Here is a 22,541-nt window from a genome sequence, read left to right as displayed (position 1 = left end):
CACGATCGTCGATAGCGCTTTCGACAACATTGTTAAGAAGCAACGGATGGGGCGGAAGCAAAAGAAAGAAACAAGGCTGCCTCGCTTTGTCGGCCATGTCCGCTTCTTTCGATTGCCCACCAAAAGCTGACTGTCCGAAAGCGGCCAATTTTCAACATCGAACGAGCGCAGAGGCGCTACAAAGTTGTGCTTCTGCCGCCAGCGTGCTTCTCAGGTTCAGGCTCTCCGGCCATCAGCTCTTCACGCTCGTTAAAGAAAGCAGCATACCATGACTGGCAATGTCGATGAAGCAGAGCATGGGCTTCGACTGGCTATGCTGGCCGGCAATGTGGATGCGCTCGAGAATATGCTCGGCGAGCATCTGATATTTACCGACCAGAATGGGAACCGTCTGTCGAGGGCAGACGATATAGCGGCACACCGATCGGGCCTACTCGACATCACGGCGATCGACTTTACCGGCGATCCGGTTGTGCACGAATATGGCGACACGGCAACGGTTTGCGTCACTGCCGATCTCGCCGGGTCATATGGCGGGAAAGCATTCTTCGGAACCTTCGCCTATTCGCGAGTCTGGCTGCGAAGGGATGGTGCATGGAAGGTTATCCTGGCGCATTGCTCGGCGCTACCGTCCGCCGGTTAGCAAGGCGGCAATTCCCGTAGAATGCCTTTATTCGGCCGACAATGCGTCTGCTTGACCCCGTTATGCGCCTAAAGCCGCCAGTCGGTAATCGGCCCAGATCGAGCAGGTTAGCTCGTTATGGTGCACTTGGCCTTTGACGACGTGATCCGGCTAGCACTTGTTCGCTAAGGCGGGCGCACTCATGTTGAATGCGCCGTCGAGATCGCATCATCATGCTAGTCATCTTCAGTTGCCATTTAAGCCCGCGAAGCTTCGCTCGCCCGTTTGGCAAGAAGCAACGCGCCGGTTGGCCCAGCGTCGTTGCCGAGGCCCGCAGCGACGACCAGCTCGCGGAGCCGATCAGGGTTTATATCGGTGAGATATGCGGCCAGGAGACGCGGGACCGCCGCTGTTGCGGCGGTGAGCAGGTGCGTCTGCCTTTGCGCCACGCCACCGCCGATCACGATCCACTGGGGTGAGTAGCTCAGAATAAGCGAGGCGACCAGCTCGGCAAGGTCGGCGGCAACTGGTTGCCAGGCCGGGTCATCGGAGGGCACTTCGGCTGGGTGACGCCCGAAGCGCGCCGCGAGCGCAGGCCCGCTTACCAGGCCTTCGAGGCAGTCGCCGTGAAACGGACAATGTCCCGCGAACCGATCGCCGGCGGCGCGGCGCAAACGCAGATGGCCGATCTCGGGATGCAAAATGCCGTGCACCGGCTTGCCATCGACAAGGATGCCGCCACCGATCCCGGTTCCGATCGTGACATAGACCATGGTTGCACAATCTTGCGCCGCGCCCAGCGTATATTCGGCGAGCGCAGCGGCGTTGACATCCGTATCGATCGCGGTCGGCAGCCCCAGTCGCTCGCACAGCAGCGCGCGCACGCGAGCGCCGCTCCAGCCGGGCTTCGGCGTGGTCAGAATCTCGCCATAGTCTGGTGCGCGCTCGTCGACGCGGACCGGGCCGAAGCTGGCGATCCCAAGCGCCGCTATCGCCCGCTCGGCGTGCCACGCCTCGATGATATCGGCAGCGTGCCTCAGAGTGGAATCGGGGGACAGGGTGGGAAATTCGACGCGGTCGCGGATCGCGCCGGGCATGCCCCGCACGACGATCGTCTTGGTGCCGCCAAGCTCGACGCCGGCCAGTTCCTCGATCACCGTACCCCCTGCTTCAAGCGGGCGCGCGCGCCATCCAGTTCAAGATGCAGGAAAGGTGCAAACGTTCCGCCGAAATGGCTGCGCCCCGATGGCTTGTTGGTGGCGCTCGGATCGTCGATGCCCCAATAATCGACAAAGCTGGCCACCGACAGATCGGGCAATACCCACCAGCTGTAAGCCTGAAATGGTTCGCGGTTGGGGTTGGCAAGCACGAGGCCGTTCTCGTTGAGGAGCGTCCACGGACCCTCGATCCGGTCGGCGACCGCGCCGTAAAGGCCGGTCGGCGCGTCGATGCCGGGAGCGAACACCTTGGCCTGGGTCGACCAGAACAGATAGAGGCGGCCGCCGTGCGCGATGATATGGGGACGCTCGAGTTCGTTGTTTGTCCCCGTCGCGTCGATCAGCGGCGGCAGCGCGCGATAATTACCATCGGCGGCGGCCTTGGCCAGCCCGACAAGGCCATTATGCGGCCCCGGCGCGCGCGCAGAGGATGCGGTAAAGAGCAGATACTCCTCGCCGGCGTCGCCGCGCCACGCAAAGGGATCGCGGAACGCCTTGATCTCGCCGAGCCGCCCGCCCGGTGCGTCGGCGTCGAGATAGACGCCGCCGGGCGTCAGCAGCTCGCGCGGCGCCGACCAGCGGCCAAAGATCGCCTCGGTCCGATCGCCAAGTGGCGCGCTGGTCACGAACAAGCGCTGCAAATAGCTCGGATTGCTCTCACCGCGCCGGCCTGCGGCGGTGAAATAGAGATGCACGTCGCCATCATCCAGCCGGGCCGAGCCCGACCATTCGCGGCTGCCGGCGGAAAAACCCGCTGGCAGCGTCGGGCCGAGGTGATGGAAGCCATTGGCAATACGATGGAAATGGTGGATGCGCGCCGCGAAATGCCGCTGTTCGGGATCGCGCCCGACCGGCGCGGCGAGCGCGAACCATAATTCGCCCCCGCGCCACTCGACCGGCTGCCCCGTGACATCGGCGAGCGGCCAGGCGTCCCAGATGTCGAGGTCGGACGCGGCGCGCCGGACGTCGGCGGCGCACAGCACCGGTGCACGCGCGGCGGCTTCGATTCGCTGGCCGGGGGCAAGCCGCCAGTGCATCGTGTGGGTGCCTGTCGTCGCGATCTGCGAGGGCGGCATTGCTTTTGACTCCTCAGGCAAAGCATCAGGAATGCCGGCCCAAACCGGCATTCCTGTGCCCTGCGACCCAGCGCGGTTCAGAATTCGAACCGCAACGAGGCCGAGACGGTCCGGCCGTTGATCGATCGGGCACGAATGAAATTATTCGCGCCCGGAACGATCGAGCCTTCCTCCGCCTCGGTAATCCCGGTGACGTTGAAAAGATTGTTGGCGTTGAGTGACAGCTCGACATTGTCGAGCGGCCTGAAATTGATGAAGGCGTTGACCTGCGTATAGGCGGGGAACACCAGCTGGTTGTTGTCCTGCGCGAAGGCTTTGGTCGTGCCCACGACGTTGAAGCCCGCGCGCACCAGGTCGAAATCGACCGCCGGGGTGACCTGATAGATCAGCTTGGCCTGGCGGCGCGGCGTGTTTCCTTCATTGGCCGGCGATATCGCGTCCTTGGAAATTTCGGCATCGGTATAGGTCGCGCCGAGACGCAGGTCGAAGATACCCGACCGGAATGCGCCTTCCAACTCGACGCCGGTCGCCTTGTAGGTGCGGTCGAGGAAGCGGCCGCTGGTGACCTCGAAATTCTGTTCCTGGGTGGTGGCGTGGAAGCCGGTCAGGAACAGGCCGAACGGGCCGCTGCGATATTTTACGCCGACCTCATATTGCGTCACAAAGTCGATCGCGTCCGCCTTGCGTACCGACCCGTCGGGGCGCACGACCCCGAACAGCAGGCGGTCGGCGTTGGCGCGCCCGCCGCGGCTGGCGCGTGCGAACACCGCGGCGTCGTCCGACAGGCGGTAATTGGCGCCGAGCGACCAGGACCAGTAACCGACGTTGTAATTGACCGGGCTGGGCCGGCCATTGTCGATCAGCGACACGCTGCGTTCGACTGGCTGGATCGTGCCGTCGCCATTGACGTCGAAATTCGTCGCCTGAAGCGAACCGGCATAGTCGCCCCGCGCGCGGACATGATCGTAGCGGACGCTGGCGTCGAGCGTCAGCGCGTCGAAATCGAGCCCGAGCGCTGCGTACGGCGCGTCGATGTCATAGGTCGCATTATAGCTGCGCTGGCAGCAATTGCCCCAGAAAGGCACGCCATAGGCATAGAGGCCGTTCTGCGTCAGCACCTGCCCGGTGGCATTGTTGACCACATTGACCAGCGCCGCATTGTCGCCCTTCACTTCCAGCAGATAGCTGTTCCACACCCAGTCCATGTCGATATTCTGGCGCGCCTTGTAGAAACCGGCGGTCAGCGTCGCGGGGCCGATGTCCTTGCTGAGCTTGAAATCGTTGGTGAAGCCCCCGAAATCGTTGATCTCCACATTGAACAAATGCGTGCGCATCAGCAGGCCATTGCCGTTGAGTGCGGCCGGGTTGATCGCTTGGCCCGCATTGGGGCCATTGGCGTAGCGCAGCGAAAAGGTCGTGCCGACAGGGACCGCACCGGCGAAATCGCCGGTCAGCAGATAGGCGCCGGTCGAATTGGCAAGGGCCTGGGCGCCGCCGACTTCGGACGGGAAGGGCGAGACGAAGCGCCCGCTGACTTCGGACCAGCGAAAGCGGTTTTCAACACGAAAGCCGTCGGCAGGTTCGAACGCCGCCTCGAACCCGACCGCGGTGACCACGGGATGCATGCCGTCGGTTATGTCGGTCGTCCGGCGATTGTTATTGCCGTCGAGCCCGACGTCGGTGGTGAAGAAGGCGCTGTGCGGGGTGTCCGATTTGATGTTGAAGCCCGGGAAGGACTGATATTTCGGATCGGCATTGCTGCCCGTCACCAAGGTCGGCATCGGCAGGTAGCCGATCGCGCGATCGTCGAGGCGCTTGGCATAGAGGCGAATATAGCCCGAATCGAACTCTTGGGTCAGGTTCGCCTTGATCTGGTAGCCGCTGTTGCCGTTGTAGCCGGCATTCCGCGGCCCTTCGCCTTCGCGCCAGAAGCCGCCGATGTTGAAGCGCGTCTTGTCGCCGAGCGGCGCGCCATAGTTGAAGTCGAGCCGATATTCCTCATAATCGAGGCCGAGTGTCGCCATGACGACGCCGCCGGCCTCGCTGCCGTCTTTCGACAGGAAGTTGATCACGCCGCCGGGGGCGTTCGACGCCAGCGTCGAGGCCGATCCGCCGCGCACCGCCTGGATCGATGCGACGGTCTGGTCGGCGCGCAGAAAAATGTCGGCATTGCCGAAGGCGATGTCGCCGAACTGCATCACCGGCAGGCCGTCTTCCTGCAGCTGGAGGAATTTGGCTCCACCCGATGCAACGGGCAGACCGCGCACCGCGATATTGGCATTGCCGTCGCCGCCGGTGGCTTCGGACCGGATGCCCGGGATCTGCCGGAAAATTTCGGCTGTCGTACGCGGCGCCGCTTCGGCCACGGCCGATTCCGACAAGACACTGACCGATACAGAGCTATCGAGGCGGTTGCCGCCGCGCGGCGTCGCGGTGACGATGATGGCATCGAGGTCGAGAACGTCCTCGCTCGACGCCCGGTCGGCAGGCGGGGCGGCATCTTGTGCCATCGCAGCGACGGGAAGCAGGAACAGGCCAGCCGAACTGGCCGCCAAAAGCGCACGGTATGTCATAGCAAGTCTCCCAAAGTTCTGTTTTGATTCGTCGCCTTGCATAATCCCGATTCAATCGATTGCAATAACAAAATGCAATCGATTGCATTTTCGACACTTTCGGTTACGAGAGGCAGGACAAGGCGTTCGCAAGGCAGCGCCGGGGAGAGGAAAATGGCGGAAATCGGCAAGCCGAGGCTGTCGCTTTGGCGAATCATCGAAATGAACATCGGCTTTTTCGGGCTGCAATTCAGTTTCGGGCTGCAACAGGCCAATATGGGCCCGATCTATGGCTTCCTCGGCGCCGACGAGGCAACGATGCCGCTGCTCTGGCTCGCCGGGCCGATGACCGGCCTGCTCGTCCAGCCGATCATCGGCGCGATGAGCGACCGCACCCGGTCGCGGTTCGGGCGCCGCACGCCCTATTTCCTGATCGGGGCGATCATCTGTTCGATCAGCCTGTTCCTGATGCCCACTTCGCCGACATTGTGGATGGCGGCCTCGCTGCTCTGGCTGCTCGATGCGGGCAATAATGTCACCATGGAGCCCTACCGCGCCTATGTCGCGGATCGCCTCGCGCCCGATCAACGCCCGGTCGGCTTTCTGACCCAGAGCGCGTTTACCGGGCTGGCGCAGACCCTGTCCTATCTGGCGCCCTCGCTGCTGGCGCTTGTCATCGACCGCAATCTGCTCGATGCGAACGGTATCCCGCAGATCGTCCGCATCGCTTTCGTGATCGGCGCGGTGCTGTCGCTTTCCACAATCCTCTGGTCGGTTATCCGCGTGCCTGAGCTGCCTCTGACGGTGCAGGAGGAGGCGATGCTCGACGAGCGTCCGTTGACCGTGCGGGCAACGCTGATCGACATCCGCGACGCCATCGTCGCCATGCCGCGCCCGATGCGGCAGTTGGCGCTCGCGATGTTCTGCCAATGGTATGCGATGTTCCTTTATTGGCAGTTCATCGCCTTTGCGCTGGCGCGCTCACTTCACGGCACGACCGATCCGGCGACCCAGGGGTTTCGCGATGCGGCGCTGACCGCGCAGCAACTGGGCGCCTTTTACAATCTGGTCGCTTTCGCCAGCGCGCTGCTGCTGATCCCGGTGGTCCGGCGCTGGGGCGCGCGCAGCATCCATGCGCTGTGCCTGACCGGATCGGGGCTGGCCATGCTGGCGATCCCGCAGCTCGGCAGCGCAGGCCCGTTCGCCCTCTATGCCGCGATGCTCGGCATCGGTATCGGTTGGGCGGGGATGATGGGCAACACCTACGTCATGCTGGCCGACGCCATCCCGCCCGAACGCAACGGCATCTATATGGGCATCTTCAACATGTTCATCGTCATCCCGATGCTGATCGAAACCCTCACCATGCCGCTCATCTATCGTCCGCTACTTGGCGGCGACCCGCGCAATGCAATCATGCTGGGCGGCGTCCTGATGCTGGCGGGCGCGGTGGCGACGATGGTCGTCGACGCCGGACGGGCCGTCCGGCGCGGCGACGAGGTGGCGGCCTGACAAGCTGTTCGCGGCTGCCCCGATTTCATGCTAGGCGCGCGTCACGATATCAGGAGCGTGCTGGGAATATGGCGGACGGTGACGGCGAAGAGGATGGCAGGCAAATTCGCACCCTGGCCGATCTCGCCCGAGTTGCGGGCGTATCGACCGGCACCGTGTCGCGCGCGCTGGCGGGCAGTTCGCTCGTCAATCTGAAGACGCGCAACCATATTCGTGACCTTGCGCGCCGTCACGGTGTGCGGCCCAACCAGATGGCCAGCAAGCTACGTTCGCGCCGTACCGGCGTGATCGGCGTCGTCATTCCACTGGGACATGAACGGCGCCAGCATATCTCCGATCCCTTTTTCATGACCTTGCTTGGCGCCTTGGCCGATGAGCTGACCGAAAGCGGCTATGACATCATGCTCAGCCGCGCGATCCCCGACGAGAATGAGGAATGGCTCGATCGCATCACCGGCTCGGGCATGGCCGATGGCGTGATCGTTATCGGGCAGTCGGACCAGTTCGACACGATTGAACGGGTCGCCGAATCCTATCGGCCAATGGTGGTGTGGGGGCATTATCGCCCCGGACAGCGTCATTGCGTCGTCGGGACCGACAATGCGCTGGGTGGGCGGTTGGCGGCGGAGCATCTGATCGCGCGCGGCGCGACACGGCTTTTGTTTCTGGGCGATACGACGGGGATCGAGATCGCGCAGCGGCTGGCAGGTGTCGGGCAGGCGGCCGCTGCGACGGGGATCGAGCTGACCCATTTCCCGCTTCACTTGTCGGATGAGGAAATTGTTGCGAACATCGGTGCAGCCCTGACGGCACATGCGGGCCCGGTCGACGGCATCATCGCGGCATCGGACTTGATCGCGATGGCGGCGCTGAAAGAGCTCCATGCGCGCGGGCACCGCGTGCCCGATGCGGTGCAAATCGTCGGCTATGACGACCTGCCGCTCGCCGCCCAGACGATGCCGCCGCTGACGACCATCCGGCAGGACATCGATTTTGGCGCGAAGGCGATTGTCGATCGGTTGCGTCGCCTTATCGAGAATGAAGACGCTGACAGCTTGGTGATGCTTCCCGAACTGATCGAACGCGAAACGTCACGCAGCAGGAGAGTTTCCTAACCCCAATTCGACGTCCACCGCTGACGCGCAGGACAAGTTAGGAGACCCAGACCAAGGAATGCATTACCTGACTGTATGCAGACACTCCTGATCTCCGTCAAAGTATCGGATCAAGCAGCCTGATGCATTTGGGTCCGCACTTCTCGAATACACGCCAAAAGCGGACAGTCTCCAACCGGCCAATCGCGAAGCGGCGGACTGCGATAGACGCCGTCCGCCGCTCCGTAAAAGTTTATTCTGAAACCGGCGGAACCCGTGTCCAGAAATCGTCAAACGCTTTGGCATCGAAGAAGGCAAAAGCCCGCACGATTCGTCCATCCTTCAGTGTCAGGATCCACGCGTAGCTGTTTAAATAGGGCCGGCCGTCGCGTGCTGTGCCCTGCGCATCGAAACGCGCGACCACCGTGTCGCCGTCGACATAGAGCGCATGGACGCTGGGGATCAGCCGTTCCTTCATCCGGGCGTTGAACGGCCGGATCACTTCACTCATGAACGCCTCTTTCGACGGATAGCTTTTGCTCGCGAGCGAGTTGCCGCTGATCGTCCACACCGCATCCTCGGCGAGCAAATCATAAGGACCGCCGGTTCCTGCCGCCCAGGCGTCCATCGCCTTAGCGATCGTCGCACGGTTGGCGTTCGCTTCATCTGCCGAAGCCTTGGCGGTCAGCGCCAGCGCGGCGACCGCGAGGCCGACGGTCTTGATAAAATTCTTCATCGTCTCTCTCCTCAGTTCAACGCTGCGACGGCAGCCGTCGCCACTTCGAAATCCTGGTCGACCATGCCGCCCGACACGCCCACGGCGCCGACCAGCCGGCCCTCGGCATCCTTCACCGGCACGCCGCCCGCAAAGACGATCAGCCCGCCGTTGGTGCGGTCGAAGCCCGGCGAGGTGCCGCCCGGCTTGACGAAATCGTAGAGCGCCTCGGTGTTGAAGCCGAAGAGCGCGGCGGTGCGCGCCTTGTTCAGCGCGATGTCGGACGAACCGAGGAAGGCGCCGCCCATGCGGAGGAAGGCTTTCAAATTCGCGCCGTCGTCATAGACGGCGATGTTCATCGGCACCCCGATCGCGTCGGCCGCCTTGCGGGCGGCGGCGATGGCGGTGTCGGCTTGGCTCTGGGTGATGCTCATCTCTTTATCCTTTCGGGGGAAGAGCCGACCGCGGCAGGGGAAAGGCCGCGGCCGGTCGGGCGGGGGTCAGATCCGGTTCTCCCAGGCGTCGAGCTGGTGCTGCTTCAGCATGTCCTCGATCACCTTGGGCATGACGTTGCGGAACTTGCCTTCGTCGGCGGGGACGACCGCGATCATGCGGTCGATCATTTCCTGCGGATCCATCTTGCCCTCGGGGGTGGCGAAGAAGTCGTCGAAACCCTTGCGGAGATCAGCGCGCTTGGTGAAGTTCACGCTGTCGTCGAGCCAGCGGAACGGATTGTCCGCCATCGTCTCGTTATAGCCGGTGTAATAGGCGCCGGGGTTGATCGTCTGGACCTTGACGCCATAGCTGGCGAGTTCCTGCTGCATCGCCTCGGCAAAGGCTTCGAGCGCGTGCTTGGTCGAGACGTACGTGCCCCAGTTCGCCGGGGTGAACAGCCCGCCCATCGACGAGGTGAACACCACCTTCTTGCCTTCCGCCGTACCTTCGCGGACCCAGCGCTGGACGATGCCCTGCGTCAGCTGGAGCGGGAGGAAGACGTTGATCTCGTAATTCTTGCGGACGAGATCGAGCGGGATTTCCCAGACCGGGCCCGCTTCGCCCATGCCGGCATTGTTCCAGAGGACATCGATGTCCCAGCCCTGGGCCTGGCGGATGTCATAGGGGTCGGTGAGGTCGAGGCGTTCGACGCGGATCCTGTCGCTGAAGCCCAGCGCCGCGACTTCTTCGCGAAGCGGGGTCACCTGCGACGACACCTGCGCGGTCGCGATGATGTTGTGGCCGTTCTTGGCCATGCCGATCGCGGCGGACTTGCCGAAGCCCGAACCGGCACCGGTGATGAGGATGGTCTTGCTCTTGGTCATGGTCTGTCTCCTTTTCGCGGCACGATTGCCGTGAGGAGAGTGATGGCCAAGCGGGGGGCGTAACGCTCGTTAAGCGATGTGAATCCTTGTTGCGCCGGAAGGATGGGAATGCACGAACTTTGCTCGGCGTAGCGGCAATAGTGGCTAGTTTCGTCCGCACCGGTTATAGGATGCCACCTCAACGGATGATGGGCACGACCAGTGGCGGGGGCGGTGGATCACTCTTTGGACGAGAACGAGCGCGAATTCTCTCGTGCCATGGCAGCCGACACCAGTCCGGCGGATGCAGCGAGCCCTCTCATCAGTTTCGGACGTTTTGAATTCTATCCCAGGCAGCGGTTGCTCCTTAGAGATGGCGAGCGAATAGCGCTCGGAAGCCGGGCGCTGGATATCCTCGCCGCGCTATTGGAAGCGCCGGGGGAATTATTGTCGAAAGACATGCTCCTCGCCAAAGTCTGGCCGAACATCCACGTCGAGGAAACGAGCCTTCGGGTTCACATCGCGGCAATCCGCCGCGCACTGGACCAAGGCGGCGAGAGCCTGATCGGCACTGTACCCGGGCGCGGCTATGCGTTCGTCGGCGTAGTTTCGGCGCCCCGCAGCCTCGGGGCAGCGCCTTCGTCGGAAAAAGGGACGGCAGGGGAGATTTCTGTTGCGCGACCCGCTTTACCTCATTCGGTCAATCGCGTTTTGGGACGCGAAGACACGATAGCCGAAACTGCCGACAATCTCGAACATCACCGATGCGTGTCGATTACGGGTGCCGGCGGTATGGGCAAGACCACCGTGGCTCTTGCCGTCGCCGAGAGGCTGAGGGCGCGCTTTGCGGGCGATGTCGTGTTCGTCGATCTCTCGCCGGTTCAAGATCAGGCTTTTGTCTCGGCAAGACTGGCAGCGGCCATCGAGGCGTCAATCGGGGTCGACAATCCGATCGTCGATCTGGCGAACGCCCTTCGCGACAGCCACATGCTGATCGTCCTAGACAATTGCGAACATGTCATCGCCGGCGCGGCGGAACTCGTCGAAGAATTGCTTCGATATACGAGGGGGATCCGCTTCCTGGTGACGAGCCGCGAACCCCTCCATGTCGAGGGCGAATGGACCCAGCGCATTTCATCGCTCGACATCCCGCGGCGTATTCAGGGACTCTCCGCCGACGAGGCGATGAGTTTTTCCGCGATCCAGCTCTTCGTCGACCGAGCGGCGCAAAGCCTCGGCGGTTTTTCCCTGGGCTATGGGGAAGCGGCACATGTCGCCGAGATATGCCGTAACCTCGACGGCAATGCGCTTGCGATCGAATTCGCAGCGTCGCGCCTTGGAGCACTGAGCGTCGGCCAACTTGCTGCCCAGCTCGACGATCGCTTTCATTTGCTGAAATCTGGCAGGCGCTCTGCGCTCCCTCGCCATCAGACCCTGCGCGCGATGCTGGACTGGAGTTACGACCTTCTGTCTCGGAAGGAACAGGAGCTCCTCATAAGATTGGCTCATTTTCAGAGCAGCTTCACATTGGACGCGGCGATCGCATTCTGCGGCAATCTCGGGCTTTCGGCGGCGGAAGTGACCGAGGGAATCTTCGAGCTTGTCGATAAATCGCTGGTAACGGCCCTGCGTGGTGAACCCGAGATGCGGTATCGGCTTCTCTATACGACCCGCGCCTATGGTCGCGAGCGTCTGGCGGATGCAGGTTGGACGCAGCAGACGGCAAAGGCCCATGCAGAATATCTGCTGGCCACATTCGAGCGCCTTTCGCCCGGTCGTGAGCCCTTTGCATTCCTCGAAGGCAATAGTGAAGAGGCGCCAGAGGTGGAGGAACTGCGAAGTGCACTCAAATGGGCATTCTCGGATGAAGGCGACGACAGCATCGGAGTATCGCTGACGATCAGCGCCTTGCCGCTCTGGTGGCAGCTATCCGCTATCGACGAGTCGCTGGAGTGGGTCGAACGGGCATTGGTTACCGTCGATGGCAGGGCTGAAGCCGATGCCCTGTTGTTAATGACACTCCATTCTGCGCTTGGGGGGCTCCAGATGTACGCCACGTCTCGCGTTCGGCAACACGCGCGCAGATGTCCGTTTCTTGATCGCGCCGGCCAATACCCAACCGTCCGCCGTCGGCCAGTGGCGGCGGATTGCACTTCAATCCGCCGCCGGTCGGTTTGATCAATCGAATTTGACGAGATTGAGAGCCGGAAGCGGTCCGCCCGGAAACTGGACGAGTCGTGCGCCCACGGCAAGGCTGCCGAGATCGATCCCGGCGAAGCCGAGCCGATCGATCAACGCGCCGACCTCGGCCTTGGCCGCTGCATCGTCGCTCGAGTAGAAGAGCACGCGCTTGCCGCCTTCGCGCGCCGGATCGCCGGAGACGAGATGCGGCTGAAGATGGTTGAATGCTTTCACCACCTGGGCGCCCGGCACCATGTCGGCGAACACTTCCGACGACGCACGCCCGCCGAGATCGAAGGGCTTGAACAGCGGCGCCTCGATCGGATTGTTGGTGTCGACGACGATGCGGCCGCCAAAGTCGGGCAGGTCGGCGAGTGCTGCCGGGAGTTTCGACCAGTTCACCGCGACGAAGACGATATCCTTTGCGGCGGCTTCCTCGCGCGTTCCGGCAGTGATCGTGGGACCGATGGCCGCGACGACCTCGGCGAGGCTTTCGGGGGCGCGACTGTTGGCGAGCGTGGCAGAAATCCCCTTGTTCGCGAGGGCGGTGGCGATGGCGCGGCCGATATTGCCGGCGCCGATGATACCGATACTGGACATGACGATAGTCCTTTCTGTTCAGGTCAGGCGGTCAGGCCGCCGTCGGCGACGATGTCGGCACCGGTGACGAAGGCGGCTTCGTCGCTCGCCAGAAAGGCGACGACGTTGGCGATTTCGGACGGCTGGCCGTAGCGGCCGATCGCCATGCCGGGACCGACGATCGCGGCGACGGGGCCGTCCGCGGGGTTCATGTCGGTGTCGGTCGGGCCGGGGTGGACGGTGTTGACCGTGATGCCCTTGGGTCCGAGATCGCGCGCGAGGCTGCGATTGAAGCCCGTGATGGCGCCCTTGGTCAGCGTATAGACCGACGCGGTGGGGAACGCCGCATAACGCGTCATCGACGAACCGATGTGGATGATGCGCCCGCCCGCCTTCATACGGCGCGCGGCCTCTTGCGTCGCAACGAAGACGCCGGTGACATTGACCGCGAGCATCCGCTCATAATCCTCGAACCGGAAATCCTCGATCGGCGCGTTGACTGCAACGCCGGCATTGTTGACGAGAATGTCGATGCTGCCGAAGGCTTCGGCGGTCTGGATCACCGCGGCGCGAACGGCGTCCGGGTCGCCCGCGTCGGCGGCGATGGCGATCGCCTGGCCGCCCGCCGCTTCGATCTCGGCGACGACCTCGGCGGCGCGATCGGGCGACGCGCTGTAGGTGATGGCGACGGCTGCGCCATCGGCGGCGAGGCGGCGGGCGATGGCGGCTCCGATCGAACGCGAGCCGCCGGTGACGAGGGCGGTTTTGCCCGTAAGGTTTTGGGTAGCTTTGGTCATGGTCTTCACTCCTTGTTGTGGGGTGAAGCCAGGATGGCGCAAAGTTTATGGCTCGATTAGTCGGTAATGATTTGCTATATATTCAATCATTGATTGAAAATGGAAACGCTCGCCAATCTTATATCCTTCGTTCGCAGCGCCGAACTGGGCAGTTTTTCCGAAGCCGCGCGCCGGCTGGCGCTCACCCCGGCGGCGGTGAGTCGCAACGTCGCGATGCTCGAACGTAATCTGGGGGTGCGGCTCTTCCACCGGTCGACGCGCCGGCTGGCACTGACCGAGGCTGGAGAAGCCTTTCGTCTGGCGATTGCAGGAAGCCTCGACGATATCCAGGCGGCAATCACGGGGATATCGTCGGACAGCGGCGAGCCGGCGGGGGTGCTGAAAGTCAGCATGGCGCCGACCTTTGGCGTCATGCACCTCCTGCCGATGCTGCCCGCCTTCCTCGCGCGTTATCCCCGCATCCGTCCCGAATGGCATTTCGAGAACCGGCCTGTCGACATCGTCGCCGAGGGTTATGACGCGGCGATCGGCGGCGGCTTCGACCTGTCGCCGGGAATCGTCGCGCGCACGCTGGCGCCCGCGCATATCGTCGCGGTCGCATCGCCCGCCTATATGGCGGGCCGCGTGGCGCCGGGCGATCCTGCCGGACTGACCGAGCTTGACGGCATCGTCATGCGCTCGCTCCAGTCAGGACGCATCCGCCACTGGACGATGCGCGATGCGGTCGGGAACGAGAGCGCGGCGACATTATGTGAGGATATCGTCGTCAACGATCCCGCGGCGATGCGCGAAGCCGCGCGGCTCGGGCTGGGTGTCGCGCTTCTCGCGATGCCCGATGTGCTGCCCGAACTCGAGACCGGTGCGCTGGTGCGACTGGTCCCACGCTGGTACGCCGACGCGGGTGCGATCTCGGTCTATTATGCGTCGCGCACGCTCCTTCCCGGCAAGACGCGCGCGTTCGTCGATTGGGTCGCCGATGTTTTCAAACGCGAGCGGCTGGCCGAACGGTTTGCGGGTAGCTTGGGTAGTTGACCCTCAATCCAGGAAAGCCTGCTTTTTGATACCGGCTGGACAAAAGCGGCCAGATCGCGGCCGGCCAGATCGGTTGAGGACGCGGCTACAGGTCCCGCACGTGGAAACGCGTCAAATTGCTCAGGCTTCGTATTCATCTTGAGCGAGCTTGGCCTGTAGTCCTATCGTTCGGGCATCCGCAGTGGCGATTCCGGAGAAGGGCCGCCGGCCTTTGGTGAGAGGAGGCTCGATGATTCGTCCCTTGATCGCGATGTCGATGACCTCGCTATTGATTTGGGCGACGCCAGCGTTGGGCAAGGCGCCGGCGCTTTTTGTGGATGACCGAAGCACGACCGCCAACGCCGCCGAGAGACTGGAAGAACAGGACCGCGAGCTTGCTTTGCGGCTCTCGAAAATCCCGTCCGCTTCATGGCTCGCATATGGCTCGCCGGAGGTCGTGGAAGAACAGGCTCGTGACATTGTCGGCCGCGCCTCCGTCCAAGGGCATATCCCTGTTCTGGCGATCTACAATATTCCGTACCGCGACTGCGCTCTCTATTCAGCGGGCGGGGCGGCCGACAGCAGGGCCTACCGCGAATGGATCCTCGGGGTCGCACGCGGGATCGGTGATCGCGCCGCTATCGTCATTCTCGAGCCGGACGGACTCGGCGTCATTCCATGGCATCGCACCCTTGCCGGCGATATCGAGGGCTGCCGGCCTGAGGGAAAGGACGAAGGCGCCGCAGCGCGGCGATATGAGGAACTGCGCAGCGCCGTCGCGATTCTGTCTGAGCGACCCGGGGTCAGCATCTATCTCGACGGAACCGGCAGCAGCTGGTTGGCGCCCGGCGAGATCGCCAGCCGGCTAGTTAAGGCGGATGTCGCCAAGGTGTCGGGTTTCTTCCTCAACGTTTCCAATTTCGAGAGCGATGACCGGGTCATTCCCTATGCGCGCTGGGTCAGCGACTGTATCGCCCTCATCACCCGAGGCGGGCTCGATCCGCGCGAATGTCCGAGCCAGTATAGCCCCGCAGTTTTCGACGACGAGAAGAGCTGGGCGGCGACCGACAAGGCCTATGATCGCCTGTTCGTGCGAACGGGGCTGGAGCGCGATCCCTCGCGTCAGAAGCATGCGGTGATCGATACGAGCCGCAACGGTCGGGGATCATGGAAACCGCCTGCTGGCGCATATCGCGACGCGGAGGTCTGGTGCAATCCTCCGGGCCGGGGGCTGGGCAGGCGACCTTCGCTTGAAAGCGGAAACCCCTATGTCGATGCCTTTCTCTGGATCAAGGTGCCTGGAGAATCCGATGGAGAATGTCTGCGCGGAACGGCGGGACCGGCGGATCCAGAACGCGGCGTCAAGGCCCCGCCTGCGGGACAATGGTTCCCGGCGCAGGCGCGCGAACTGATCGCGCTGGCAGAGCCGCCGCTACCAGCTGAATGACCGGCGCGTCTAGTTGGCCGGCGGTGCGGTCGAGGCGCGAACGAGCAATTCATGGGCATGGTCGCGCCGCTGCGATCCGGAGACATCGCTCTTCCCGTCGAGCGCTGCAATCAGACGGTCGGCGGCGTCCCACGCCATCTGCCGAACCGGCTGATTGACGGTCGTGAGCTGCGGCCATGCGGTCCGCGAAACCTCGGAATTGTCAAAGCCTGCCACCGAAAGGTCGCCCGGCACGGCAAGGCCGAGATCGCGCGCCGCCGCGATGGCGGCTGCCGCCATATCGTCATTCTGCGCGAGAATGGCGGTCGGACGAGGGGATTGCGCGAGAAGCTCGCGCGCAGCGCGGTAGCCGACATCATAGGTGAAGTCGCCGGTGACGACCAGCCGCTCGTCGATGGGCGCGCCTGCGTCGCCGAATGCGCGCCGATAGCCCTCCATCCGGCCGAGGCTGGCTGCGTGCGACGGATCGCCGAGGATGATACCGATACGCCGATGGCCGAGCGACAGGAGGTGCGCCGCGACATCCTGGCCCGCGGCCGCTTCGTCCATCGTGACAACGATGCCGCGGTCGAGTTCGCTGTGCGGGGTGATCCGGCCATAGGGCAAATTGTGCCGTTCGAGCATGTCGAGCAGCGCCGGCTGGTCGCAGGCCGGGGGCGCGAGGAGAATGCCGTCGAGGCCGGCGCGCAGCAGGAGCCTCCCCAGCTCCTCGGGCCGGCTCGCGACATGATTGAAGGGGAGGACCACAAGACGGTAGCGTCCGTCCTCAAGACGCCCCAGCGCCCCATTTTGCAAATCGACGACATAGCTCGGACTCGGGCGCTCATAAGTCAGACCGATAAGATAGGAGCGCCGCGCGATCAGGCTCTGGGCGGCGAGATTGGGATGATAGTCGAGTTCGGCCGCGGCTTCCTTGACCTTCTGGCGCACCGCCTTGCTGACATGCGGGGCGTCGTTGAGAGCGCGGGAGACGGTCTTGGGCGTGACGCCCGCCACGCGCGCGATGTCGACGATCGTGGTTCGTTTGGAAATCTGCCCCTCCCGTCCTCGCGCAGGCCGCTCGATATCGTCCGATAGCGTGCAATTTCAAGCCTCATAGCGGCTCGCTTGACTTCTGTCGATGCACGGCAGTAAACGTTGACCGAGAATCGGTAAACGTTGACATAAAATAGGGGAGAGGGAATGAATTTGCCGCGCGGGGCTGTCATGGCGCTCGGGGTCACGTCGCTTGCGACGCTGGCGTCGGCCTCCTTCATCACGATCGCCGCTGCCCAGGCACCGGTCGCTGCTCAGGCACCGGTCGCCGGCACCGCGGCGAGCGCTGAGGCGAACCCCGGCAACTGGCCTGCGCGCGCCGCGACGCTCGCGCCCGATCCCGCGATCGAACGGCGCATAGACGATCTGATCGCGGCGATGTCGCTCGAGCAGAAGGTCGGCCAGATCATCCAGGCCGATATCGGCAGCGTCACCCCGGAAGATGTCTACCGCTATCATCTGGGCTCGGTGCTCAACGGCGGCAATTCCGATCCGGGAGGGCGCTACAACGCACCGGCAAAGGATTGGCTGGCGGCGGCTGACGCCTTCTACGCCGCTTCGATGAAGCCTTACGGCAAGCTGCCGCGCATTCCGGTGATCTGGGGTAGCGACGCCGTCCATGGTCACAACAATGTCGTGGGCGCAACGCTGTTTCCGCACAACATCGGGCTCGGTGCGGCGCGCAATCCCGATCTTATCCGACGTATCGGCGAGGCCACCGCCATCGAGATGCGTATCACGGGGCTCGACTGGACCTTCGCGCCGACGCTCGCAGTCGTGCGTGATGACCGCTGGGGCCGCACCTATGAGGGCTTCGGCGAAACACCCGAAATCGCGACAAGCTATGCCGCACCGCTGATCGAGGGTCTGCAGGGCAAGATCGGCGACAAGGACTGGCTGCGTGGCCCGCACATCATTGCCACCGCCAAGCATTTCCTCGGAGACGGCGGCACCCACGGCGGCAAGGACCAAGGTGATGCGCAAATGCCCGAGGCGCAGCTGCGCGACCTCTTCAGCCCGCCCTATCTTCCCGCCCTCGATGCCGGCGTGCAGTCGGTGATGGTGAGCTTCTCGAGCTGGAACGGCGTCAAAATGCACGGCAACCGCTCGCTGCTGACCGGCGTCATGAAGGACCGCTGGAACTTCGATGGATTTCTCGTCGGCGACTGGAACGGCCACGGGCAGGTCGCGGGCTGCACCGCCACCGACTGCGCGGGATCGGCGATCGCCGGGCTCGACATGTATATGGCGCCCGACAGCTGGAAGGATCTGTATCGCACCACGCTCGCGCACGCGCGGGACGGGAGCCTGCCGGTCGCGCGGCTCGACGATGCCGTGCGCCGGATCCTGCGGGTCAAAATCCGAGCCGGAGTTTTCGAGGCCGGCAAGCCATCCTCGCGGCCCTATGGCGGGCGCTTCGAATTGCTCGGCGGTCAGGAACATCGGGCGCTGGCCCGCGAGGCGGTGCGCGAGTCCCTTGTGCTTTTGAAGAATGCCGGGGCATTGCTACCGTTGAAGCCGGGCACCAATATCCTCGTCGCGGGCGATGGCGCCGATAATCTGACCAAGCAGACGGGCGGCTGGACGCTCAGCTGGCAGGGGACAGGGACCAAGCGGACCGATTATCCCAATGCGCAATCGATCTGGGAAGGTATCGACGCCGAGGTGAAAGCCGCCGGCGGTTCGGCCACCCTCTCGGTCGAAGGCCGCTATAGCCAGAAGCCCGACGTCGCGATCGTCATATTCGGCGAGGATCCTTACGCCGAATTCCAGGGCGACCGTCCCGATGTCGGTTACGACGATGCGAAGAATCTGACTCTGCTGCGCTCGCTCAAGGCGGCAGGCATCCCCACCGTCTCGGTGTTCCTTTCGGGGCGCGCCATGTGGGTCAATCCCTTCCTCAACGCCTCGGATGCCTTCGTCGCGGCCTGGCTTCCGGGCTCCGAAGGCGGCGGCGTCGCCGACCTGCTTTTCGGCAAAGCCGATTTTCGCGGCAAGCTGCCCTATAGCTGGCCGAAGGCGAGCGACCAGACCGCGGTCAATGTGGGCGATGCGGATTATGATCCGCTTTTCGCCTATGGCTTCGGATTGACGTTTGCGGACGAGGGGGATCTTGCCCTTCTGCCTGAGGCTCGCTCGGGTGCGGCCGCAGCCGACCCCGGCTTGCTATTCGGCGCCGGAAAGCCCGGCAGCGGGCGCCGGCTGATGCTCGGAGCTCCCGGCGCGCTTTCCACCAATCCCGGACCCGAGCTCATCGAAGCGCGCGGCGCCGATCGCGCAGCGCAGGAAGATTCGGTGCGGCTCCGCTTTACGGGTGCTGGCGCCGCAGTCGCTGCGATCGTCGAGGACGCGCCCGCCGACCTGTCGCGTCAATCGAACGGCGATCTCGCGCTTGAGCTTGAACTCCGGGTCGATGCGCCGCCTTCGGCCGACGTCAGTCTGATCATGGGGTGCGGCGCGCAGTGCGCGGGCGGCTTCCCCTTGCGGGCGATGCTCGCCGAGGCCGCGAAAACCGCGAAATGGACGCGGATCGCGATACCGCTGCGCTGCTTCGAGAAGGCCGGCGTCGATATGACGCGCGTCGAAACGCCGTTCAGCATAGCGACCTCGGGAACGCTCGATCTGGTCCTGTCCTCGGCGCGGATCGTCTCGCCGTCGGGGCCGGCACTGCAATGCAAATAAGACTGATGGTAGGGAGGATGACATGAACAGGGGTAAATTGATGCGCACCGCGCTGCTGGTGCTGCTTTCGACGGCCGCGGCGCTGCCCGCCCACGCGCAGGAGGCCGGGCCAGGGGATAGCGCGAGCGAGGACCGCGACGAGATCATCGTCACCGCGAACCGCCGCGCGGAAAATTCGCAAAACGTCTCGGGCGTCGTTCAGGCGCTAGGCGCAGATCAGTTGCGTCAGGACGGCATATCCGAACTGCGCCAGCTCCAGGTCGCGGTGCCGGGTCTCAGCATTGCGAACCAGGAAGGCAATGTCGAAATCTTCATTCGCGGCGTCGGTTCGGCGAACAACACCGAGCTCGGCGATCCGGGCGCCGCGCCGCATCTCAACGGAACCTATATTCCGCGCCCGCGCGGACTCGGGCTTATGTTCTACGACCTCGACCGCGTCGAGGTGAACAAGGGGCCGCAGGGGACGCTCTACGGCCGCAACGCGCTGGCGGGCACACTCAATATCATCACCGCCAAACCGCGGCTTCGCGAGTTCAGCGGCTATGCGCAGGCAGAAGTCGCCAATCGCTCGTCCTACGGTGCCGAAGGCGCGATCAACATTCCGATTGGCGATACGTTGGCGCTGCGCGCGGCGGGCTATTACATCAACCGCGACTATGGCTTTAAAAATGTCTCGACCGGCGCACCGGCGAGCGGCCTCAAGCCGGCAGGCCTCGAGGAAAATTACGCCGGACGCCTGTCGCTGCTCTGGGAACCGGACGACCGGCTCAGCATCTCGATCGTCGGCGACTATGGCAAGGAGACGGGCACCGGCTATCCGGGCGCCAACATCTTCAGCGCTGTCGTCGGAAGCGGCCTCCGTCCCGACAAGCTCAATCTCAAGCATGTCGTCTACCGCGGTCTGCAGGGCGACATGGAAAATGAGCTCTGGGGTATCCAGGGCAAGATCAACTATGATTTCGGGAGCTTCGGGGCCGAACTGACCGGCAGCTATCGTTCGGTCGATTTTTACCAAGTCAACGCTTCGAGCGACGGTATCGATTTCCCGGGGCGCGACCTCTCGGCGGTCCAGTATGACAATTATTCCGGCAATTTCTGGCAAACCAAATCGAAGAGCCAGGTCTATGAGGCGCGCCTGTTCGCGAACGACGACCAGGCCCTGCGGTGGAACCTCGGTGCCTTTTATTTCAAGGAAGACCAGGCGGTCGGCTATCTCGCGCTCGCCGACCGAGGTTACTGCTGCTACTCGGCCACCGAGTTCACCATGCCCGACGTCAACGGCGAGAGCTATGCCTTCTACGCCGACGGCACCTACGATGTCGCCGATCGTCTGCGCTTCCTCGCCGGTATCCGCTACACCGAGGAAAAGAAGTCGCGCTACGGGATCGGCGGCAACTGGGCGCTGACGCTCGGCGGCGAGAATTTCGATTGCTGTTTTGCGACCCGCGTCGGAACCGAGGGCTTTCGGCCCGCGCTGCTCGATCGTCCCAATTTCGATGTCAGCAATATCACGACCCCACAGGGCATGGCGCAGTTCCTGATCGAAGGGATCAAGACGCCGGGTTTGCGCGACACGCTGATCGACCAGATCGGCGCGATCGCTAACGGCACCAACCCTAACGGCACCTGCATCGACCGGCCCGATATCGACAATGGCTTCGTCAACTGCCCGGCGCTCAATCCGTCGGACCGTAATGGCGGCTTCAGCTATGCCAATCTGACGATCCCAGGCCAGCAGGTCGGCAGTTCGAAATTCGACTTCATCGACTGGCGGCTTGGAATCGAATATGATCTCAGCGACGACAATATGCTCTACGCCAAGGTCTCGACCGGCCACAAATCCGGCGGCTTCAACGACAGCTTCAACGGCTCGCCGATTCCCGAGACCTTCAGCCCCGAAAAACTGCTCGTCTATGAAGTCGGCACGCGCAACAGCTTCGATTTCTTTGGGCGCCGTGCGGTCTTCAACCTCACAGGCTTCTATTACGACTATTCGAACCAGGTCTTCCAGGACCTCACCTGCATCAATCTCGACAGCACTCAGACGCCGCCCGTCTGCAATGGCTATTCGCTGGTCAATCGCAACATCGGCGCCTCGCGGATCTATGGTGCCGAGGCCGAGATGCGGTTCAAGCTGCCGGGCAATTTCGGACTGGATATCAATGCCGCCTATCTCGACACCAAGGTTACGCGCGGCACTGTCGCCGACGCGCGCGCGCAGGACTTTGGAGCGGGAGGCAATTCGCCGCTGATCAGCCTCGTCGGAAATCGCCTGCCGCTCGCGTCCAAAGTGAATATCAGCGCGCGGCTTTCGCAATGGTTCGACGCCGGTCCTGGCCGCCTCGACTGGCAGGCGCTGCTGAACTACCGCTCATCCTACTTCCTCAGCCAGTTCAACGAAGATGATATCGTCTTCCTCGACGGGACGCGGCAGAGCGCGTTCGCTGCGGGCTTCCCGGATCGGCAGAAGGGCTATGCGACGCTCAACCTCGGTATCGGTTATACGATCGACAATTTCCGTCTCGAAGCCTGGGCGAGCAACTTCCTCAATGAAGAGGTCTCGCAAAAGGCGCTTGTCGGATCGTCGCTCAACATCCGGTTCCTTAATGACGCCCGCAGCTACGGCCTTCGCGTTCGTGTGAACTTTTAGCATAAGGGGGCAGTCGTCCGGGCCGCGTGGCGGCACGGACGGCTGTAATCATGGCATCGATCGCTTTCGTTCG

At 63.4% G+C, this 22,541-nt stretch carries 17 protein-coding genes; 8 read left to right on the top strand and 9 right to left on the bottom strand.

Annotated elements, in window-relative coordinates:
• Window positions 1-268 precede the first annotated feature (268 nt).
• Window positions 269-643: a nuclear transport factor 2 family protein gene (locus ATE62_RS05145; protein ID WP_082662616.1), complete on the top strand. Its 375-nt coding sequence runs from the start codon at window positions 269-271 to the stop codon at window positions 641-643.
• A 236-nt stretch (window positions 644-879) separates the two neighbouring features.
• Here the strand turns inward: ATE62_RS05145 and ATE62_RS05140 are convergent, their stop codons facing one another.
• The 3 genes from ATE62_RS05140 to ATE62_RS05130 form a co-directional block, all read right to left on the bottom strand.
• On the bottom strand, window positions 880-1,779 hold the full coding sequence (locus tag ATE62_RS05140) for an ROK family protein (RefSeq protein WP_331458538.1): 900 nt from the start codon (window positions 1,777-1,779) through the stop codon (window positions 880-882).
• Window positions 1,776-2,915 (bottom strand): glycoside hydrolase family 68 protein, encoded by a 1,140-nt coding sequence (locus ATE62_RS05135; RefSeq protein WP_082662615.1) that lies wholly within the window; start codon window positions 2,913-2,915, stop codon window positions 1,776-1,778. The genes ATE62_RS05140 and ATE62_RS05135 overlap by 4 nt, the downstream gene beginning before the upstream one ends.
• Before the next feature lie 77 nt (window positions 2,916-2,992).
• Window positions 2,993-5,488: a TonB-dependent receptor domain-containing protein gene (locus tag ATE62_RS05130; protein WP_058806933.1), complete on the bottom strand. Its 2,496-nt coding sequence runs from the start codon at window positions 5,486-5,488 to the stop codon at window positions 2,993-2,995.
• Between the two features lie 153 nt (window positions 5,489-5,641).
• Between ATE62_RS05130 and ATE62_RS05125 the strand changes: the two genes are divergently transcribed.
• Together ATE62_RS05125 and ATE62_RS05120 are read left to right on the top strand one after the other, a co-directional pair.
• Window positions 5,642-6,979 carry an MFS transporter gene (locus ATE62_RS05125; protein WP_058806932.1) on the top strand — a complete coding sequence of 446 codons (1,338 nt, stop codon included), beginning with the start codon at window positions 5,642-5,644 and terminating at the stop codon, window positions 6,977-6,979.
• Between the two features lie 68 nt (window positions 6,980-7,047).
• Window positions 7,048-8,094: a LacI family DNA-binding transcriptional regulator gene (locus ATE62_RS05120; RefSeq protein ID WP_058806931.1), complete on the top strand. Its 1,047-nt coding sequence runs from the start codon at window positions 7,048-7,050 to the stop codon at window positions 8,092-8,094.
• A 232-nt stretch (window positions 8,095-8,326) separates the two neighbouring features.
• Here the strand turns inward: ATE62_RS05120 and ATE62_RS05115 are convergent, their stop codons facing one another.
• From ATE62_RS05115 to ATE62_RS05105, 3 genes are all read right to left on the bottom strand, one after another.
• A complete protein-coding gene (locus ATE62_RS05115; RefSeq protein WP_058806930.1) occupies window positions 8,327-8,809 on the bottom strand; it encodes a nuclear transport factor 2 family protein in 483 nt (160 codons plus the stop codon).
• Window positions 8,810-8,820: 11 nt separating this feature from the next.
• Entirely contained in the window at window positions 8,821-9,222 is a 402-nt protein-coding gene (locus ATE62_RS05110; protein WP_058806929.1) for a GlcG/HbpS family heme-binding protein, read from the bottom strand.
• Between the two features lie 66 nt (window positions 9,223-9,288).
• A complete protein-coding gene (locus ATE62_RS05105; protein WP_058806928.1) occupies window positions 9,289-10,107 on the bottom strand; it encodes an SDR family oxidoreductase in 819 nt (272 codons plus the stop codon).
• Window positions 10,108-10,365: 258 nt separating this feature from the next.
• Here ATE62_RS05105 and ATE62_RS05100 point away from each other — a divergent pair, with 258 nt between their 5' ends.
• The gene (locus ATE62_RS05100) at window positions 10,366-12,264 is read left to right on the top strand and encodes an ATP-binding protein (protein WP_058806927.1); all 1,899 of its coding nucleotides are present in this window, start codon (window positions 10,366-10,368) and stop codon (window positions 12,262-12,264) included.
• Here the strand turns inward: ATE62_RS05100 and ATE62_RS05095 are convergent, their stop codons facing one another.
• On the bottom strand, window positions 12,265-12,867 hold the full coding sequence (locus tag ATE62_RS05095; protein WP_058806926.1) for an NADPH-dependent F420 reductase: 603 nt from the start codon (window positions 12,865-12,867) through the stop codon (window positions 12,265-12,267). It lies immediately after the preceding gene.
• Window positions 12,868-12,890: 23 nt separating this feature from the next.
• On the bottom strand, window positions 12,891-13,643 hold the full coding sequence (locus ATE62_RS05090) for a 3-oxoacyl-ACP reductase family protein (RefSeq protein WP_058806968.1): 753 nt from the start codon (window positions 13,641-13,643) through the stop codon (window positions 12,891-12,893).
• 99 nt (window positions 13,644-13,742) lie between these two features.
• On the opposite strand from ATE62_RS05090, the gene ATE62_RS05085 reads away from it, so the two are divergent.
• Together ATE62_RS05085 and ATE62_RS05080 are read left to right on the top strand one after the other, a co-directional pair.
• On the top strand, window positions 13,743-14,675 hold the full coding sequence (locus ATE62_RS05085) for a LysR family transcriptional regulator (protein ID WP_058806925.1): 933 nt from the start codon (window positions 13,743-13,745) through the stop codon (window positions 14,673-14,675).
• 229 nt (window positions 14,676-14,904) lie between these two features.
• The gene (locus ATE62_RS05080) at window positions 14,905-16,101 is read left to right on the top strand and encodes a glycoside hydrolase family 6 protein (protein ID WP_058806924.1); all 1,197 of its coding nucleotides are present in this window, start codon (window positions 14,905-14,907) and stop codon (window positions 16,099-16,101) included.
• 9 nt (window positions 16,102-16,110) lie between these two features.
• Here the strand turns inward: ATE62_RS05080 and ATE62_RS05075 are convergent, their stop codons facing one another.
• Entirely contained in the window at window positions 16,111-17,115 is a 1,005-nt protein-coding gene (locus tag ATE62_RS05075; protein WP_269433350.1) for a LacI family DNA-binding transcriptional regulator, read from the bottom strand.
• 168 nt (window positions 17,116-17,283) lie between these two features.
• Between ATE62_RS05075 and ATE62_RS05070 the strand changes: the two genes are divergently transcribed.
• Entirely contained in the window at window positions 17,284-19,818 is a 2,535-nt protein-coding gene (locus ATE62_RS05070) for a glycoside hydrolase family 3 protein (RefSeq protein WP_082662613.1), read from the top strand.
• A 22-nt stretch (window positions 19,819-19,840) separates the two neighbouring features.
• Complete coding sequence (locus tag ATE62_RS05065; RefSeq protein ID WP_058806922.1) at window positions 19,841-22,468, top strand: TonB-dependent receptor; 2,628 nt, start codon at window positions 19,841-19,843, stop codon at window positions 22,466-22,468.
• Window positions 22,469-22,541: the final 73 nt, after the last annotated feature.

The sequence above is a fragment of the Sphingopyxis sp. HIX genome, assembly GCF_001468285.1.
Classification (GTDB): domain Bacteria; phylum Pseudomonadota; class Alphaproteobacteria; order Sphingomonadales; family Sphingomonadaceae; genus Sphingopyxis.
Note: the sequence above shows the minus strand (reverse complement) of the source record. Positions and strands in the feature narration are given on the sequence as shown.